This is a genomic window from Arthrobacter sp. ERGS1:01 (assembly GCF_001281315.1).
Taxonomy (GTDB): Bacteria; Actinomycetota; Actinomycetes; order Actinomycetales; family Micrococcaceae; genus Specibacter.
Genome location: NZ_CP012479.1, coordinates 1,396,092 through 1,412,531, shown reverse-complemented (window position 1 = coordinate 1,412,531; position 16,440 = coordinate 1,396,092). Strand labels below are relative to the sequence as shown.

Sequence of the window (16,440 nt, the reverse complement as noted above, 5' to 3'; positions counted from 1 at the left end):
GGGGCGGTCGTGGCCGGTTGTTGATGGCGCGGCCCGCCCACGCACGGGCTGCGCCTGATGCCTAGTACAACGAACCAGGCGCCCAAGCTAGTCCTTGAGCCGGTACGCCGTCGGTGAACGCGAAGGGGTGCCGCCCGGGCAGCCGGGTCGGCAGCTGGGGGTACTACAACCGGGAGTGCATGCCGTGGGCGGCGAGGCGGCTACGCGGTCACTAACGCTCCCCGCGTCGTCGCCATGGTGACCGCGCAGTATGTTTCTCCCCCGGGTCTACTGCAAATGCAGTAGCCGGGTCGGTCGGTTTGCACGACGACCGGATGGCGGCATCCGGGAAGTATTGGGAGTGTCATCAGCCGCCCCTCCCCGGGCAGCGGCCACACCACTTTCCATATCTTTCGGAGCAGACCATGCCAAACTTCCTTGCCGCGATCGGGCGCTTCAGCGCCCGGCACCGGCTCATCATCATCGGCGCCTGGCTGGTGATCTTTGCGGTCTTCACCGGCATCACCGCCACCTCCGCCGACATGAGCGGCTCAACGGGCTCCATGCCCTCGACCAGCGCGTCGAAAGCACTCGCCACAGTCCAACAAAAGTTCCCGGGCGTCAACAGCACCGCCGGCACCAAAACCCTCCAACTGGTCATCGAAACCCACGGCACCGCCAAGGTCTCGGATGCGGCAACGAAGACAGACATCGAAGCGGTCCTGGCCCAGGCAAAATCCCTCCCGCACGTAAAAACAGTCAGCGACCCCTTCGACGCCCAGGCCCCGTTCGTGTCCCGGGACGGCACCACCGTTGTCTCCACCCTGACGTTCTCCGGGATCACCGATGCCAACGCCCAAGCCAGCTACGAGAAGGTGGTCGACTTCGCCCAGAAACAAGGCCCGCCACTGTCGATCCAGGTTGGTGGCGCCATCGCCGCGGACAGCTACGCAGCCTTTGGCCCCGGCGAAGCCGTTGGCGTCATCATCGCCTTCCTGGTCCTCCTGATCACCTTCGGCTCACTCCTCGCCGCCGGCGCCAACATGCTCATCGCAATCGTCGGGGTCGGCATCGGCACCGTCGGCGTCATCGCCTGGTCCGCCATCCACCCCATCGACTCCACCACCATCACCCTGCCCAGCATGCTGGGCCTGGCCGTCGGCATCGACTACTCCCTGTTCATCCTCACCCGATTCCGTGCGGAACTGCGGGCGGGACGAAAAGTCGACGACGCCGTCGCCCGCGCCACCGGAACCGCCGGCACCGCCGTCGTCTTCGCCGGCCTGACCGTCGTGATCGCCTTGGTCGGGCTCTGGGTCACCAACATCGCCGCGATCCGCAACATGGGACTCGCCGGAGCTTTCGCGGTCGTGATCGCCGTCCTCATGTCCTTGACCCTGCTCCCCGTCCTGATGAAGTCCCTCGGCCTCAAAGCACTTTCCCGCAAGGACCGCCAAGCCCTCCTGGCAGGCCACACGGTCGATTCCACACTGACCCGCCGCTCCTTCGTCAACGGGTGGGGCAAGGCAGTCACCCGTCGTCCGCTGCCAATGCTGCTGGGCGCCATCGCCGTCCTGGGCGTGCTCGCGATCCCCTTCTTCAGCATGCAAACCGCCGCGAACATCCCCGGCGGCAGCAATCCTGACTCCACCCAACGCCACGCTTACAACCTGGTCGTGGACAAGTTCGGTGGCGTCCAGTCCCCCCTCATGATCCTGGCCCAAGGCAAGGACATCTCCACGAAACTCCCCTCCATCGAACACGAACTCGCAGGCCTGGCCAACGTCAAGGCCGTGGTCCCGGGCGCCGTCGATCCAGCCGGCGACGCCGCACTCATCACCGTGATCCCCACCGGAGACCCCATCGACCAGGGCACCAAGGACCTCGTCCACACCATCCGCGACAACGCCGACACCGTCACCGGGGTGCACGTGGAAGTGACGGGCGAAACAGCCATGGGCGTCGACAGCACCGCCCTCATGTCCGCCGCGCTGGTCAAATATGTTGCCGTGATCGTAATTCTCTCCTTCCTGCTCATGATGGTCATGTTCCGCTCGCTGCTGGTGCCCCTCTTCGCCACCATCGGCTACCTGCTTTCCCTCGGGGCCGCCTTCGGCGCCCTTACCGCCGTGTTCCAGTGGGGTTGGCTCAAGGGCATCATCCAGGCGCCCCAGGGCGATCCGATGATGAGCCTGCTGCCCATCATCCTCGTCGGGGTCCTGTTCGGCCTCGCCATGGACTACCAGGTCTTCCTCGTCTCCCGCATCCGCGAGGAATACGTCAACGGCCAAGCACCCAGACACGCCATCATGACCGGCTTCCGCAAATCCGGACCCGTCCTGATCGCCGCGGCCCTGATCATGGGCTTCGTATTCGGCGGCTTCGCCTCCAGCACCATGACCTTCGCTGCCGAGACGGCTTTCGGCCTCCTGGTGGGGGTCCTCGCCGACGCCTTCCTCGTGCGCATGATCATCATGCCGGCATTGCTCTCCCTCGCCGGACACAAGGCCTGGTGGATTCCCGCCTGGCTCGACAAGCTCCTGCCCAACCTCGACACCGAAGGCCACGGCCTCGACGGCGCCGAAGCAGACACCCGGGACGAACGCCTGGCTGTCCTGGCCCGGTAACGCCGGTACGGAAGGGCTCCGCGGAAACGCGGAGCCCTTCCTCGTGGGAAGTGGTGGCAAGTGAACGATAATCGTGGAATGACATCAAGCAGCGCCGTGGTGGCCCCGCCAAGGTTGGCGTGGTTTCTTCGCGGCCAACTCCTGGACCGTGCGGCCCTGATCCTGAGTTGGGCGGCCGTGGCCACGGAGTTCTTCATCCTGGCCCTTTCCGGTGAGCCGGCTCCCGGCTACACGGGGGTCGTCCTGGTGGCGGCCGGGCTCGTGCTGGGCAGGACCCGGCGCCTTGCCGGATTGATGGTGGTTGCCCTTGGTGCAGTTGCGGCGTCGCTCCTCGCGACCGAGTTCGTGGCGATGTGGACCGTCGTCGTCTTTGCCTTGTTTTCGGTGGCGGTTCGGGGCAGCCGCGCCGTCGTCGCGCTGTTGATCGCCGGCATCCCCGTCTACCTTGCGCTTGTGCTTCGGGAGCACGGGGACTTTCAAGCTTCCGGTGCCCTCGTGGCCACGGCATGCTGCGCGGCGGGAGTCGCGGTGGGCAGTGCCATCCGCGCACAACAGGGCTACCTCGAATCCATGCGGCAACGTGCGCTCGACGCCGAGGCCACGGCAGGCCTTGCCATTGAACGCGGGATCGCGGAGGAACGGGTGCGGATCGCACGGGACCTCCACGACGTCGTTGGTCATGAGGTTGCCGTGCTCGGAATGTACCTTGGCGTGGCCGAGGTGTCGCTGTCCGAGGGAAATGCTGCCACCCGGACGGCCCTGGAATCGGCCCGGGCCAGTGTGCGCCGGGTGCTTCATGAGACACAGTTGATCCTCACGGTGCTGCGCCGGGGAGGCGACGACGATCCAACGAGCCCGGCACCCGATATGTCGCAGCTCCCGGCGTTGGTCGAGACGTTCCGCACGGCGGGCGTCGAGGTGGAACTCGTTGCTTCGGGAGACACCGGCGAGCTTGATCCGACGGTAAGCCTGGCCGCCTACCGGATCGTGCAGGAGGCCCTGACCAATGCGCAACGGCACGGACGGGGCAAGGTAAAACTGGTTATCACGCGCACCGAAGGGCAGCTCAAGATTGTGGCAGAGAACAAAAACGCAAGTCTGCAAAGGTCTCACACCGGGGCCCGGGGGTACGGTTTGGTGGGCATGCGTGAGCGCGCGCTCTCGGCCGGCGGCCGTTTGAGTGTCGACGACGACGGCACACGGTTTCGCGTGACGGCGATCTTGACAACGAAAGGCGGAATCATCCGATGATCCGTGTGCTCATTGTCGATGACCAGGAAATGATTCGTGTGGGCCTGCGCGCAATCTTGGCGGCACAACCCAACATCACCGTGGCGGGCGAGGCCGGCGACGGGCTGGAGGCGGTCCGCCTGCTCGGCGAACTGGACGTTGACGTTGTGCTGATGGACATCCGCATGCCCGGCGTCGACGGCGTGGAGGCCACCCGGCGGATCCGGCAGCTCTTCCCGGCGGAACGGGTCCGGATCATCGTGCTGACGACGTTCGAGCACGACGAAACCGTCTTCGCCGCTCTCCGGGCCGGAGCCAACGGTTTCCTCAGCAAGGGCGTGGGACCTGCGGAACTGGCCGCCGGAATCGAGGACGTTGCCGCGGGAGGTGGCGCCTTGTCGGCCACCGCCGCCGCGGCGCTGATCGGCCGGGTCACCGATGAGCGGCAACCCGAGGTCGACGCCGTCCTGGCCGACCGGTTCTCCGCCCTCACCCCCAAGGAGCGTGAGGTTGTCCTTGCGATTGCCTCGGGGTTGAGCAACCAGCAAATCGCCGAAGCAATGTTTCTCTCGCCCTACACGGTCAAGACCCATGCCAATCGGGCCATGACGAAGGTGATGGCCCGGGACCGCGCCCAGCTGGTCGCCTTTGCCTACCGGGCAGGCCTTTCGTCCTGACCGGGCAGCCCCGTCCGGGAAGGGTCCAGATCCGGGAACGGCCTAGGAGTTCAAGCTGGCTTCGTCGGCCTTCGCCTGCTGATGGTTCGTTGCGGCCCAAATGGACAGCAGCCGCAACCCCTCCTCCGTCACGGACCCCGGCTCGGCACCATAGACAATCAGGGATTGCCCGACATCGGCTGGCAGGTCCATCACCTCGAAGGTCAGCTCCAGCTCGCCGACCACGGGGTGGTGGAGGGCCTTGACACCGCTGTCGTGATACCGGACATCGTGTGCCGCCCACAGCGTGGAGAATTCCTGGCTGCGGGTCGACAACTCGCCGATCAAATCCTGCAGGCCGCGGTCATGGGGGTCACGGCCCACCTCCGTGCGCAGGTTGGCGACGGTGTCCGCGGCAGCCTTGTCCCAGTCCCGGAAGAAGTCCCGGGCGCCCGGATTGAAAAAGAGGTATCGCACGGTGTTGACCACACCGTCGGCATCGGCATACAGCTCGGAGTAGAGGGCCCGGCCCATCGTGTTGGCGGCCAGCAGGTCCCGGCGGTTGTTGCGCACGAACGCCGGCGCGTCCGTCAGCCCATCGACCACCCGCTGCACTGCCTGCCGCACGGTTTGCGGGGCTGCGCGGCGTCCGCCGGGCCTGATGGTTGCCGTGGCGGTGGCTAGGTGGAAGAGATGTTCACGCTCCGCCTCGTCCAGCTGCAGCGCCCGGGCCAGCGAGTGCAGCACGCTCTCGGAGACGCTGCCGAAATTCCCGCGTTCAAGCTTGGTGTAGTAGTCGACGCTGACCCCGGCGAGCATCGCGACCTCCTCGCGGCGAAGGCCGGCAACCCGGCGATTGCCGCCGTACGCGGGTAGTTTTGCCTGCGCCGGCGTAATCTTCGCGCGCCGCGACGACAAGAATTCTCTGATTTCGTTCCGGGGATCCATAGGGCCCAACTTTACGCCGCGGCCACCCGCCCTGGGAGGCCCTGCCATTACCTCCCCCGGCATTGACAGGGCCTCCCGGGATGCGGTGTGCGTACCCGGTTCGACGGCGGCAGCTCGCTTCAGCGGCGTCGTGCGGTGGCTGCCAGCTCACTGGCCCCGTAGCTGTTGTCGTCGGGATTCAGGGTCTGGCCCGGGGCGACGAGCGCGTCGATGCGGTCCAGGGTTTCAGCCGACAATTTCACCTCCGCGGCAGGCAGTTGGGACACCAGTTGTTCCATGGTGCGGGGCCCGATGATCGCGGACGTGACGCCCGGGTGATTGATCACGAACGCGATCGCGAGCTCAATCAGGCTGATGCCGGCGTCCTGCGCAACGCCGGCCAATGCGTCGACAACCTCAAGTTTGCGTTGGTTGGCGGCACTCGTCATGTCGAAGCGGGCCTTGGGCCGTGCTGCCGAGCTGGGTGTGGGAGCAGCTTCCTTGCGCCATTTGCCGGAGAGCCAACCGCCGGCCAGCGGACTGTACGTCAGGGTTCCCATCCCGTGGCGCTGCGTGGTGGGCAGGATGTCCTCCTCGATGCCGCGGACAAGGATCGAGTAGGGCGGCTGCTCGGTGACGAACCGGGCCAGCTGCCCCTCGCGCGATGCCACCTGTGCCTCGACGATCTGGCTGCCGGAGTAGGACGAGGACCCGATGTAACGGATCTTGCCCTGCCGGACCAGGTCGGTGAGGGCACCGAGGGTTTCCTCAACATCCATTAGGGCACTGGGGCGGTGCACCTGGTAAAGGTCGATGTAGTCCGTGCCGAGGCGCCGGAGCGAGTCCTCGACCGCTTGCATGATCCATTTCCGCGAGCCGCCGCCCCGGTTGGGCCCCTCCCCCATGGGCATGAAGAACTTGGTGGCCAGGACCACGTTGTCGCGCCGGCCCTTGAGCGCCTTGCCGACAATCTCCTCCGATTCGCCGGCCGAGTAGACGTCTGCGGTATCGACGAAGTTGATGCCGGCGTCGAGGGCGTGGTGGATGATCCGGATCGAGTCGTCGAGGTCGGTGTTGCCCCAGGCGCCAAACATCATCGTGCCAAGGCACAGCGGGCTGACGTGCACGCCCGTGCGCCCCAATGGACGGTATTCCATGAGTTTCTCCTTGAGTGGTTCTGCTTCGTGGCGATCAGTGCGCTGAATTCCCGGCGCACACGTTCCGGTTCATAGGTCAGGTGGTCGGCTGCGTCCGTGGCGAGGCTGTCCACCAGCACGCGGCGATCTGGTGGCGGGCGATCACGTGGCGGGCGATCACGCCGTCGCTTGAGTTTCCCGTCGCTCCGCCATCCGGGGCGGTGCCCATGGCAGATCTTCTTCCCTCGTCATGGTCGCACGAGTACTTTGAGTGCCCGGCGGTCCGCCATGGCCTGGTAACCGGCAGGAACGTCGTCCAGGCCGATGGTGCGGTCGAAGACCTTCCCCGGTTCGATCGTTCCGTCCAGGACCAGGGGCAGCAGCTCCTCGATGTAGGCGCGTGCCGGTGCCACGCCGCCGGTGAGGGTGATGTTGCGCAGGAACTCGGTGAAGCCCAGCGGCACCTCGGCAAACTGGGGTGCGCCGACCCGGCTGATGACGCCGCCGTCGCGGACCACTCCAATCGCCATGTCAATTGCGGGCTTCAGTCCGACGGCTTCGAGAACGACGTGCGTGCCGTCACCGTTGCTCAGTTCCCTAACCTTGGCGATGCCCTCTTCTCCGCGCTCGGCGACGACGTCGGTGGCACCAAAGTCGCGGCCAAGGTCCGTGCGTGCCGCGTGGCGGCCCATGAGGATGATGCGCGAGGCGCCCATTAGCTTGGCGGACAGGACTGCGGAGAGCCCCACGGCCCCGTCGCCGATCACGGTGACGCTTTGTCCGGGCACGATGCCGGCCTTCCTGGCCGCGTGGTAGCCCGTGGACATGACGTCGGAGAGGCTCAGCAGTGACGGGATCAGCTTCTCGTCAAAGCCGCCCGGGACCACCACCAGGGTGCCCGATGCCTGCGGCACCCTGGCGAACTCGCCCTGGCCGCCGTCGTCGGTCCCGCCCCAGTGTCCGCCATAGCGGCATGAGGTCTGCAAGCCCTCCTTGCAGAACTCGCAGCTGCCGCAGGAGGCGACGAAAGGCGCGATGACGAAGTCGCCCACGGCCAATCCCGTCGCCTCGGAGCCGAGTTCCTCGACGACTCCGACGAATTCGTGGCCCATCCGGGCGCCATCGTCGGTTGCGGCCTTCGAGGCGTACGGCCACAGATCGCTGCCGCAAATGCAGCCGGCGACGATCCGCACGATCGCGTCGGTGGGTTCCCGGAGGATGGGATGGGGAACTGTCTCTACGCGCACGTCGCCGGCGCCGTACATCAGTGTTGCTCGCATGGTGGGGTTTCCCTGACTCTCAGTGTTGGCTGGTTTCCAGTCAACACCTGCACGAGCCTGTCCGGGAGTCCCTGCCGGTCGGGGTACTGCCAGTACCCCTTCCGAGCCGCGGCGACGGCCCTCAGCGTTTAGCTGCCGTCTCGGAGATTTGCCGGCGCCTGCCCGCCGAAGGCGATGTGGTCAAAGCGCGCCACACACGCCTCACCCATGGGTGCCTGGGAGAGGAAACCCACGTGGACCGGCTGGTCGGTGTGCAAACGGAATAGGCGGACGAAGCTCCACTCGGTTCCGTTGGATGATGAGTGGAAGGCCCATGCCGGGCCAACCCGGCTCACCCGCAGATAGGTCCACGGATCAGCCACTACTGCCGCGTTGCAATCGTCCGAATGACCGTTCGTCACGACGCTGACCACCATCGCCTCTCCCCCCGGAGAGTACTCGAAACAGAGCTTGGCCCAATGGTCGCTGTCGGCCCAAAGGCAGAGGGCACCCGCGTCAAAGGTGGTCCTCGGGGAGTCCACACGGACCCGTGCGGACAAAGAAAAGGACGCAGGGGCGATGAAGCCCAGGGCCGCCGCACGGTGTTGAGGTGCTCCGCCCAGCGCGTCATTGCTCCAGTCCACCCCCGGCGCCGCGGTAAGCGCCAGGGAACCGGCACCCCCATCAACGGTGGACGCGTTGCCTGCCGGCATCCAGGCCAACGCCGGAAGTCCCGCAATGCTGTGGATCATGTACTCCTCCTTGGATTTGATTGCCCTCGGTACTTCCGGCAGGCGGCGGCAAAGAGGGCTGCCGCCTAGAACCTTTGCTTCTCGTAGGTGAAACCGTAGGGGACGTCCGGGGACAGCTCAACCGTGAACGAGGCAAAGTCGACCCGGGTGACAAGAATTCCACGCCGCCCGTCGCGGATCGCCCGTTTCGTGGCAGCGTGGACTGCCGCGTTGAGTTCCTCGTCCATCGCAGTCCGGTTGGTCGCCGTTATCGTCGCCAGCATTTCTGCTCCGTCAGCCATGGTGCTCCTTCGATGGTGTGTAAGTGGATGGGTGCGGGGTTCCGCCGGCACTGACGGATCCGCAGGAATTCGAATTCCTAGGCAAGGCCGGCCACGGCCCAGGCGCTGGAGATCATGTCCCGCAGCGTATGGCGCGGTTGCCATTCAATGTCCCGTTGGGCAAGCTCCCCGGAGGCCACAATGCGCGCCGGATCACCCAACCGCGCGGCATGGATTTGCGGTTTGAATGGGATCCCCGTGACGGTGGCCATTTCGGCCATGATCTCCCGCACGGATGAACCCGATCCGCTGCCCAGGTTGTAGGCCCGCTCAAGCCGGGCGCCGTCGTCGAGCTTCCGGGCAGCGGCCACATGGGCGGCTGCCACGTCGGCCACGTGGACGTAGTCGCGCACACAGCTTCCGTCCGACGTCGGATAGCTCGTGCCAAAGATCTTCGGTGTCTCGCCGGCCTTGAGTGCCTTGAAAACCAGTGGGAAGAGATTGTGTCCACTGGTGTCACTGACTTCAGGTGCGCCGGAGCCAACAACGTTGAAGTAGCGCAGCGAGGTGTGGCGCAGTCCGGTGGCATGGCCCTGCGCCTCAACCAACCACTCCCCTATGAGCTTGGATTGGCCATAGGGGACTCCGGATTCGTGGGCACCGTCTCGGTCACGAATTCGGCCGCCGCATTTCCATAGACCGCGGCGCTTGAGGAGAACACCATTGACGGAACTGACGCCGCTTCCATGGCCGCCAGCAGATTGACCGTCCCCGTGACATTCTGGCGGTAGGTGTGGAGCGGCCATTCCACCGATAGCCCGGCATACTTGAACCCCGCCAAATGGATGACGCCGGATACGTCATGACGGCCAAAGACACCTTCAAGGAAGTGTTGGTCCAGGAGGGATCCTTCCTCAAGAACAGGCCCAACCGGGACGAATTCACGACGGCCGCTGGACAGGTCGTCGAGGACAACCACGTCGTGGCCGTCCGCCAAAAGTGCCCTGACCACATGTGAACCGATATACCCGGCACCTCCGGTGACAAGCCAAGCCATAACATTCCCTTCATGAAGTTCTTGCGGCCAGAATGGCCAATATCTGGTGTGCCGGCGCCCGGTCAGAAGTCGGTGTGGCCGAGATTCGCGGCAGGTACAAACGAAACCACGGGAGCCGTGGACCCGTGAAGCTCAAGGATGATGATCTCGTTGCCATGGGCCCGCACTACGGGTCCCGGAACGTAGAGCGTGTGCTGGGGTCCGCGGGACCAGTACCGGCCAAGGCAGAAACCATTGATCCAGACAACTCCCTTGCCCCAGCCGCTGGTGTCCAGGAACAAATCCGAGACCTCGGTGCGGTCAAAAGTGGCGTATGCGAAGGCCGGCCCGGCCAGCGCCACGGGGCGCTCCGGTGACTGGCCCCCGAGGTGTGCGGCCACCTCGCCAATATTGTTCAAGTCCAACGGGAGCAGATCCCAATCGAGGATTGCCTCTCCATTGATGGTGACCTCACCGATCAGGCCCTTCTTTTCACCGAGCCGGTGGCCATAGTTCACGCGGCCCTGGTCTTCCACGAGGATTTCCAGGGTTCCGCTGGCGCCGAAGGGAAGCGCAAGGGCCCGCTCATGATGATCCCGTGACAGTGTGCCGACGCCCTGCCGGTTGAGGAATACTTGCGCCCTGTCCCGGACCTCCTCAATTCCCAGGACTGCCGTTCCGGCGGCATCGATCCGGGTCCGGTAAAGGCTGAACCCGGAGTAGTGTCCGATTTCATCCGTAACGGGCGGGCCGCCATCTGAAGTGACCCAATTGGCCGCACGATCGATGAGGTTCCACAGCGGAACCATACTGCTCAGCGGAATGGTCAGCGCGGGGGCCGGGGCCGGCAAGGCCGGAACGTCCCGGTCGTCAAGGTCCGCGTAGCGGGCAAGCACCGAACGGAACGCCCAGTACTTCGACGTCGGGTTCCCGGCCTCATCCAGCGGTGCATCGTAGTCGTAGCTGGTCACGAGCGGCTGGTAGACGCCCTTGTCGTTCGCGCCGTTGCTGAAGCCAAAGTTGGTACCCCCATGGAACATGTAGATGTTCACCGACGCACCGCGGCCAAGCAGTTCCTCGAGTTCCTTGGCGGACTCTTCAACGCTTGTTGTGTGGTGGTGGGCGCCCCAATGATCGAACCATCCCACCCAGAATTCCGAGCACATCAAGGGCCCCGTGGGTTGGTGGCGGCGCAGCGTGTCCAGGCGTTCAGCGGCACGGGAACCGAAAGATCCCGTTCGGTGCAGCCCGGGCAGGCTGCCGTTCTCAAGCATGTCGTCCTGGGGCTGGTCGACCGTGGTGAAGGGCACGGTCAACCCGATTTCCCGATTGATCTTCACAAGCTTCTCCAGGTAGCCGGAGTCATCTCCGTAAGCACCGTATTCATTCTCGATCTGGATCAGGATGATCGGGCCGCCGAACTGCACCTGGCGGGGTACCAGAATGGGTGCGAGCTGCTCGAAGTAGGTGGAAACCGCCGCCATGTAGACGGGTTCGTCGGCACGAATCTCGGTGGCGCCGGTGCTGAACAGCCATGCCGGAAGTCCGCCGTTGTCCCATTCGGCGCAGATATACGGGCCGGGCCGGACTATCGCCTGCATGCCCTCCGCCGCCACCAGGTCCAGGAAGCGGCCCAGGTCCAGGACCCCGCTGTTTTCAAAGACCTCCGGTGATGGTGCGTGGGCATTCCAGGGAATGTAGGTTTCGATCGTGTTCAGGCCCATCTGCCGGGCCTTGCGGATCCGGTCGGCCCATTGATCCGGATGGACCCGGAAATAATGCAGTGCACCGGAGAGGATGCGGTGAGGCTGACCGTCAAGCATGAAGTCGTGCTCGCCAATGGTAAAGGTGGGCATGGGCAAAGAATCCAATCTCGATGGTGGAGGGCCGCAGTGACGCTTCCGACACGGGTGTCATTTATTTTTCTTCATTCAACGCATCATGTTTGCGCAAACATTCAATAATCAACCGTAGCATGTTTAGGTGAACACACAAGAGGAGAACTCGCAAATACCATCAGCTCCCACTGACCTCCCCGTCGTCAGAAGCAGGCCAGGGAGAGCGGCCACCCGTGCCGCCAGGGGGCCCTCGATTGGCGATGTAGCCCGGGAAGCCGGTGTTTCCTCCCAGACCGTCTCCCGGGTGTCAAACGGTCTCACCAACGTCGAGGAGACAACCAAAAAGCGCGTACTGGACGCGATGAAGACCCTCGGCTACCGACCCAACAAGGCCGCAAGGGCGTTGAAGAGCGGACAGTTCAAGTCCATTGGCGTCATCATGTTTTCACTCTCCAGCTTTGGCAATATGCGAACCCTGGACGCGATTGCCACAGCGGCGTACCAAGCCGGGTACTCGGTCACCCTCATACCACTTGCGGATCCAACCACCGGCAACGTCTCCGGCGCCTATCATCAACTGCGCGAACAACAGGTGGACGGGGTCGTCATCATTTTCGAGGCACATCTGCTTGACCAGGCCGACATCACCCTCCCGGAGGACCTCCCCGCCGTCGTGATCGACTCGAATGCCGGGGACGGCTATTCGGTGGTCGATACCGACCAGGAGGAGGGTGCCCGGCTTGCAACTCGGCACCTCCTTGACCTCGGACACCGGCAGGTATGGCACGTTGGCGGCCCCGCATCATCCTTTTCCGCCTTGCACCGCGCCGAATCCTGGAAGCAGACCCTCGAGGACGCCGGGATCGAAGCCCCGCCCGTCCTCCGCGGCGACTGGTCATCGGAATCGGGCTATCAGATTGGACGTGAGCTTGCCCGCAATCCCGAGGTGAAGGCCATCTTCGCCGCCAATGACCAGATGGCCCTTGGAGTTATGCGGGCCATGCATGAGTTGGGGCGGGCCATTCCGGGGGACGTCAGCATCGTGGGTTTCGATGATCTCGAAGAGGCTGCTTCATTCTGGCCGCCCCTGACCACGATTCGCCAGGACTTCCACGAAGTGGGCCGGCTCAGCATGGAAGACCTGCTCCGGCAGGTGGCCGGAACCGGCCCCGCCAACAGCGCCACCAAGGTTCCCACCCGCCTGATCGTCCGCGACAGCACGGCCCCGGCCCGGAATTAGCATGATCCCGGCACGGTGGCGCGGAAGCCAATGAAACGCTTCGCAGCGGCCGCCGTGCCGGGTCGGTTTAGCCCTTGCTGGAGCCGAGGGTCAGCCCGGCGACGAAGTGGCGCTGGAGGGCGATGTAGATGACCAGGGTGGGGATGACGGTGATGGTTGCACCGGCCGCCAGCAGGTTGTAGTTGGAGAGGAAGGTCCCCTGCAGGTTGTTGATGGCGGTGGTGACCGGGAGCCTGTCCCCGCTCTGGATGAAGAGGAGCGGCCAGAAATAGTCGTTATAGATGAAGATGATCTGCAGCGTGGCCATGGCCGCCAAGGCCGGACGGCACAGCGGCATGATGATGGACCAATACTGGCGCCAGATGCCCGCCCCGTCCACGAGTGCCGCCTCCGTCAAGTCCGGCGAGAGCGCCTTCATGTAGTTGGAGAGCACGAAGGTGCAGAAGCCGATCTGGAACGCCGTGTTCGCCAGGACCACCGATAGGTAGGTATTGAGCAGGTTGCCCGAATCGCTGAACCAATACGGAACCTGGATCAACTTGAACATTTCAAACAGCGGGGTGGCCAGCACCTGGGGTGGGAGCAGGTTCCCGGCCGTGAACATGATCAGCAGGGTGATGTTGAATTTCCAGCTGACCCGGCTGACGGCGAAGGCCATCATGGAGGAGAACAGCAGGACCAGGATGATGGTGGGGATGGTGATGATCAGGGAGTTCGCGAAGTAGCGCGGGAATCCGCCCTGGTTCCAGGCCGTGACGAAGTTGTCGAAGTTGAAGGCGCCGCCGAGGCTGAAATAGCCAAACTTGTCTGTATCGGACTTGGGGCGCAGTGCCGTGAAGAGGGCCCAACCGAGCGGGACCATCCAGACGACGGCCATCACCGTCAGAAAAATGTGGGTGCCGTAGTGGCGTTTGGCCTTCGAGCCTCGGCGCAGGGGGACACTGGAGGAGCCGCGCATGGACGGCTTGAGGGGTGAGATTGTACTGGTCATGACTTGCTTTCCTTCCCAAAGGTGCGGGACAGGTAGATGATGATCGGAACCAGGGAGATCACGAGCAGGATCACGGCGAAGGCGGAGCCGATACCAATGGATTGCCCCTCGCCCACCAGGTAGGTGACGACCAGGGCGCTGATGAGTTCCAGGCCGTTGGTGCCCTTGTTGATGACCCAGACGACGTCGAAGGCTCGCAGGGATTCGATGATGGTGATGACTACGATGACGATGTTGACAGGTCGCATCGCCGGGAACACCACGCGGAAGAACGTTTGTGTCGCATTGGCGCCGTCGAGGGAGGCGGCCTCCTTCAGGGATCCGTCCACGCCCTTCAATCCCGCTAAGTACAGGATCATGACGTAGCCGGCGTGGCGCCAGGTCGCCGCAACGAGGGCTGCCCAAATGTTCACGTGCGGATCGCCGAACCAGTCCACGGCGGCCGGTGTTCCGGCGGTGCCGAGCAGGAAGTTCAGCAGGCCGTTGTCCTTTTGGTAGAACAGCTGCCAGATGATCCCGACCAGGGCCAGGGACAGCATGACCGGGACAAAGAAGATGCTTTGGTAGATCTTGGATCCGCGGATCTGCTGGTCCAGCAGCACGGCCAGCAAGAGTCCAATAGGTGTGGCGACGAGGGCCAGGAAGCCCAGCCACAGCAGGTTGTGCTGCACGGCTGGCCAGAATGCCGGGCTGTCATTGACGACATATTGGTAGTTGGCCAGTCCTGCGGCACGGATCCCGTCCAGGCCCAGGCCGTTCCACCGGGTGAAGGACAGCAGGATGGACAGCAGTGTGGGGATCCAGACCAGGACCAACTGGACCATGGTGGGAACCCCGACCATGATGCTCAGGACGATCTTGTCCCTGCGGGAGAGGCGCCGCACGCCCCGGTTCTTGCGGATTCCGCGGGTGTTGTGAGTCCTGCGAGAACCTGGGTCGGTCGCTGGTGCCGCGGAGTGGAGGTCCGGAGGCACTTCGATGGTGGAGCTCATGGGGAGTTCTTCCTTGGGTAGTTCAGAGGCAAAATGGCGGGGCCTGTTGCGGGGTCCGGATTTTGCGCCCGGACCCCGCACCAAAGGATGCTACTGGGCGGCGTAGAGTGCCTTGGCCTGGGCTTCGAGGTTCTTGACGTCGATCGTGCCGTCCTTGATGAAGCCCTGCAGGGCCGGGATCATCACGTTGTTCGCCATGGCGGGAAGGGCATCGCGGTCGAAGAACTGGCTGATGCTCTTGGCGTTGGCGATCACGTCGGCGCATTTCTTGTTCAGCGGCGTGAACTTGGACGTGTCGGCGCCCTTGACCGTGGCGATGTTGGACGGATCCACCGCTGCGTAGGCGTCCTGGCCGGCCGCGGATCCCATGAATGCCATGAAGTCGCGTGCGGATTGGTTGTTGCCGCCCTTCTTGGAAAGCAGCAGGCCGTCGATGGGTGCCTCCACGGCATCCTGGCCCTCCACGGCGATTTCCGGGAACGGGAAGAAGTCGATGTCGGAAAGAATGGCCGGGTCCGTGAATTGCTGGGTGACAAAGGAGCCCAGCAGGTACATGCCGGATTTTTTGGCGCCGAGCGACGTGGCGGAGTCCTGCCAGGTCATGCCGAGGGCGCCCGGATTCTGGTAGGGCAGCAGGGCCTTCCAGGTGTCAAAGACGTCGCTGACCTTCTTCTGGTCCCAGGACTCCCTGTAGGCGGTGAGGTCCATGTGGAACTGGTAGCCGTTGAGGCGCATGTTGATGTAATCGAAGGTGCCCATGGCGGGCCAGCCGTCCTTGTCGGCAAACTCGATCGGGATCAACCCGTCCGATTTCATCTTCTTGGCGAGGGTGGTGAGCGCATCGAAGGTCGTGGGGACTTCATAGCCCTTGTCGGCCCAGAGGCTCTTGCGATAGAAGAAGCCCCAGGGGTAGTTGTAGTTGGGCACGAAGTACATCTTGCCGTCGGGGCCAGTGGAGGCCTTCTTCATGGCAGGCGAGAAGTTGCCGCCGATTTTTTCCCACACATCGTCGATGGGCGCCAACAGGCCCTGCTTGGCGTAATACTGCATGCGGTACCCGGAGAACCAGGTGAAGGCGTCGTCCGGGCTGCCCTGCAGGTAGGTGGAGATCTTGTTCTGGAAGTCGTTGTGGGGCACCACGTTGGTGGTGACGCTGATCTTTGATTTTGCGGTGAACGCGTCGGTCACCGCCTTGTAGGCGGCCTTGGGAACGTCATCCGAAGATCCCGAGCCAAACGTCAGCGAAGACGACTTGACGGCATCGGTGGCCGGGGCCCCACCGGTGCAGGCGGCCAGCAAAGGAATCCCGGCGAGCCCAACTGCGCCCAGGCCGAGCGCTTTAATGAGGGTACGACGGCCCGGGCCATCGTTGCGTTCCGGGTGGAACGGGCCAAGATTAGATTCCATGACTTCTCCTTCAATTGTGAAACATAGTTGACGTCGGTCGCACGCATCCGTCCGTAGGCGCCCGTCTGGGCGGGGCCTTATGCGTGGGAGCTATTTGAGTGGTCTGATGC

The 16,440-nt window shown here is 64.1% G+C and carries 13 protein-coding genes and 1 pseudogene; 4 read left to right on the top strand and 10 right to left on the bottom strand.

The genetic code is table 11. The annotated features are described in order from the left end of the window. Positions 1-404 precede the first annotated feature (404 nt). From AL755_RS10195 to AL755_RS10185, 3 genes are all read left to right on the top strand, one after another. Complete coding sequence (locus AL755_RS10195) at positions 405-2,606, top strand: MMPL family transporter (RefSeq protein WP_054010908.1); 2,202 nt, start codon at positions 405-407, stop codon at positions 2,604-2,606. 78 nt (positions 2,607-2,684) lie between these two features. Beyond that, positions 2,685-3,857, top strand: coding sequence for a sensor histidine kinase (locus AL755_RS10190; protein WP_082369080.1), 1,173 nt, complete (start codon positions 2,685-2,687; stop codon positions 3,855-3,857). Further along, complete coding sequence (locus tag AL755_RS10185; protein WP_054010906.1) at positions 3,854-4,513, top strand: response regulator transcription factor; 660 nt, start codon at positions 3,854-3,856, stop codon at positions 4,511-4,513. The genes AL755_RS10190 and AL755_RS10185 overlap by 4 nt, the downstream gene beginning before the upstream one ends. A 42-nt stretch (positions 4,514-4,555) precedes the next feature. On the opposite strand, the gene AL755_RS10180 is transcribed toward AL755_RS10185, so the two are convergent. From AL755_RS10180 to AL755_RS10150, 7 genes and pseudogenes are all read right to left on the bottom strand, one after another. Further along, on the bottom strand, positions 4,556-5,440 hold the full coding sequence (locus AL755_RS10180; protein WP_054010905.1) for a helix-turn-helix transcriptional regulator: 885 nt from the start codon (positions 5,438-5,440) through the stop codon (positions 4,556-4,558). Between the two features lie 119 nt (positions 5,441-5,559). Beyond that, positions 5,560-6,576 (bottom strand): aldo/keto reductase, encoded by a 1,017-nt coding sequence (locus AL755_RS10175; RefSeq protein ID WP_054010904.1) that lies wholly within the window; start codon positions 6,574-6,576, stop codon positions 5,560-5,562. A gap of 227 nt (positions 6,577-6,803) precedes the next feature. Continuing rightward, positions 6,804-7,835 carry a zinc-binding dehydrogenase gene (locus AL755_RS10170; RefSeq protein WP_054010903.1) on the bottom strand — a complete coding sequence of 344 codons (1,032 nt, stop codon included), beginning with the start codon at positions 7,833-7,835 and terminating at the stop codon, positions 6,804-6,806. Between the two features lie 128 nt (positions 7,836-7,963). Further along, positions 7,964-8,566: a DUF1349 domain-containing protein gene (locus tag AL755_RS10165; RefSeq protein ID WP_054010902.1), complete on the bottom strand. Its 603-nt coding sequence runs from the start codon at positions 8,564-8,566 to the stop codon at positions 7,964-7,966. A gap of 65 nt (positions 8,567-8,631) precedes the next feature. Continuing rightward, positions 8,632-8,847 (bottom strand): hypothetical protein, encoded by a 216-nt coding sequence (locus tag AL755_RS10160; protein WP_054010901.1) that lies wholly within the window; start codon positions 8,845-8,847, stop codon positions 8,632-8,634. 77 nt (positions 8,848-8,924) lie between these two features. Then, positions 8,925-9,883, bottom strand: a pseudogene (gene galE, locus AL755_RS10155) (UDP-glucose 4-epimerase GalE). Positions 9,884-9,945: 62 nt separating this feature from the next. Next, on the bottom strand, positions 9,946-11,718 hold the full coding sequence (locus AL755_RS10150; protein ID WP_054010900.1) for a glycoside hydrolase family 35 protein: 1,773 nt from the start codon (positions 11,716-11,718) through the stop codon (positions 9,946-9,948). A 286-nt stretch (positions 11,719-12,004) separates the two neighbouring features. On the opposite strand from AL755_RS10150, the gene AL755_RS10145 reads away from it, so the two are divergent. Then, on the top strand, positions 12,005-12,940 hold the full coding sequence (locus tag AL755_RS10145) for a LacI family DNA-binding transcriptional regulator (RefSeq protein WP_237762657.1): 936 nt from the start codon (positions 12,005-12,007) through the stop codon (positions 12,938-12,940). A 67-nt stretch (positions 12,941-13,007) separates the two neighbouring features. Here AL755_RS10145 and AL755_RS10140 read toward each other — a convergent pair whose 3' ends face one another. From AL755_RS10140 to AL755_RS10130, 3 genes are all read right to left on the bottom strand, one after another. Further along, positions 13,008-13,931 (bottom strand): carbohydrate ABC transporter permease, encoded by a 924-nt coding sequence (locus AL755_RS10140; protein WP_054010899.1) that lies wholly within the window; start codon positions 13,929-13,931, stop codon positions 13,008-13,010. Then, complete coding sequence (locus tag AL755_RS10135) at positions 13,928-14,923, bottom strand: carbohydrate ABC transporter permease (RefSeq protein ID WP_054010898.1); 996 nt, start codon at positions 14,921-14,923, stop codon at positions 13,928-13,930. Before AL755_RS10135 ends, AL755_RS10140 begins: the two co-directional genes overlap by 4 nt. A 90-nt stretch (positions 14,924-15,013) precedes the next feature. Next, complete coding sequence (locus tag AL755_RS10130) at positions 15,014-16,330, bottom strand: ABC transporter substrate-binding protein (RefSeq protein ID WP_054010897.1); 1,317 nt, start codon at positions 16,328-16,330, stop codon at positions 15,014-15,016. Between the last annotated feature and the right edge of the window lie 110 nt (positions 16,331-16,440).

Bases quoted from the DNA above. Each gene is read 5' to 3' on its own strand.
- AL755_RS10195 (WP_054010908.1), top strand. From the start codon at position 405: ATGCCAAACTTCCTTGCCGCGATCGGGCGCTTCAGCGCCCGGCACCGG.
- AL755_RS10190 (WP_082369080.1), top strand. From the start codon at position 2,685: ATGACATCAAGCAGCGCCGTGGTGGCCCCGCCAAGGTTGGCGTGGTTT.
- AL755_RS10185 (WP_054010906.1), top strand. From the start codon at position 3,854: ATGATCCGTGTGCTCATTGTCGATGACCAGGAAATGATTCGTGTGGGC.
- AL755_RS10180 (WP_054010905.1), bottom strand. From the start codon at position 5,440: ATGGATCCCCGGAACGAAATCAGAGAATTCTTGTCGTCGCGGCGCGCG.
- AL755_RS10175 (WP_054010904.1), bottom strand. From the start codon at position 6,576: ATGGAATACCGTCCATTGGGGCGCACGGGCGTGCACGTCAGCCCGCTG.
- AL755_RS10170 (WP_054010903.1), bottom strand. From the start codon at position 7,835: ATGCGAGCAACACTGATGTACGGCGCCGGCGACGTGCGCGTAGAGACA.
- AL755_RS10165 (WP_054010902.1), bottom strand. From the start codon at position 8,566: ATGATCCACAGCATTGCGGGACTTCCGGCGTTGGCCTGGATGCCGGCA.
- AL755_RS10160 (WP_054010901.1), bottom strand. From the start codon at position 8,847: ATGGCTGACGGAGCAGAAATGCTGGCGACGATAACGGCGACCAACCGG.
- AL755_RS10150 (WP_054010900.1), bottom strand. From the start codon at position 11,718: ATGCCCACCTTTACCATTGGCGAGCACGACTTCATGCTTGACGGTCAG.
- AL755_RS10140 (WP_054010899.1), bottom strand. From the start codon at position 13,931: ATGACCAGTACAATCTCACCCCTCAAGCCGTCCATGCGCGGCTCCTCC.
- AL755_RS10135 (WP_054010898.1), bottom strand. From the start codon at position 14,923: ATGAGCTCCACCATCGAAGTGCCTCCGGACCTCCACTCCGCGGCACCA.
- AL755_RS10130 (WP_054010897.1), bottom strand. From the start codon at position 16,330: ATGGAATCTAATCTTGGCCCGTTCCACCCGGAACGCAACGATGGCCCG.